Here is a 1,165-nt window from a genome sequence, read left to right as displayed (position 1 = left end):
CAGATCGAAGGCGTACCGGGCCGCTGACCTCAGGGCCTCCGGCAGCTCCGTCTCGGTGATGTCGGTGACGGGCAGCTCCACGCTCGCACTGTCGAGGACGTGCTGGTAAGGGGTACCGTCGGCCTCGGGGAACACCGTCCGCAGACTCTCGTGCCGGGCCACCACGTCACCGAGAGCGGCACGCAGCGCGTCACGGTCCAACTCACCACTCAGCCGCAGGGCCAGCGGGATGTTGTAGGTGGCGCTCGGCCCCTCCATTTTGTGGATGAACCACAGCCTGCGCTGGGCGAAGGACAGCGGCATGACCTCGGGTCGCAGGCGGACGGTGAGGGCCAGGCGTCCGGGGGCGGCGGTGTCGAGGAGTGCCGCCACCGCGGCCGGCGTCGGACCCTCGAACAGCGCACGCAGCTCCAACTCCACTCCGAACGCGGCGCGGATCTGACCGATGAGACGGGTGGCCAGCAGCGAGTGCCCGCCCAGGTCGAAGAAGTCGTCGTCCACGCCGACCCGCGGCAGCCCCAGAACCTGCGCGAACAGATCGCACACGATCTGCTCCTGCGGCGTGCGCGCCCCGCGTCCCGACCCGGCCGACGCGAACTCCGGCGCGGGCAGGGCTGACCGGTCCAGCTTGCCGTTTGCCGTCAAGGGGAGCCGGTCGAGGGGGACGATGGCCGACGGGACCATGTAGTCGGGCAGATGATCGCGGGTGTGCTCACGGAGCTTGGTGACCAGGGCACCGGTGCCGCGGCGGGCGGCGGGGTTGGTCGCCCACGTGGACAGGGGTGCGGTGGAGGCGCTGGTGGGGAGCGCGGCGTAAGTGCCGACGGGGGCGCGGCCGGACAGCTGGCTCCGGTCGACGAAGACGACGTCCACGGCGTCGGTGTCCTGGGTGTTCCAGGTGATGCCGGTCCAGTAGCCGTGCTCCTCGCCCAGGGCGTGGAAGGCCTCGAGGCCGGTTGATGACGCGGTGGGGCGGTCGGGCGGGGGTGTGCCGTCTTCCAGGGCCTGTCGCACGGCGAGTTCGTGGACGAGGCGGGGGTTCGGGACGCCGGTCAGGCGAAGTTCCGCGGGCCGCTCGGCCGCCAACTGCTGCCTCAGATCGGCGAGATTGGCCTCGGCGTCGGCGTGAGCGAGCCATGGGCGGGTGGGGGCGTCGTCGAGGGGG

Annotated in this window: 1 protein-coding gene; it reads right to left on the bottom strand. The window is 71.8% G+C overall.

Translation table 11 applies throughout. From position 1 onward, the window contains the following. On the bottom strand, positions 1-1,165 hold a 1,165-nt coding region (locus IG90_RS40390), incomplete at both ends, for a condensation domain-containing protein (protein ID WP_033895099.1).

Source organism: Streptomyces anulatus, from assembly GCF_000721175.1.
Classification (GTDB): Bacteria; Actinomycetota; Actinomycetes; order Streptomycetales; family Streptomycetaceae; genus Streptomyces; species Streptomyces anulatus_C.
This window is presented reverse-complemented; position numbering and strand designations above follow the sequence as displayed.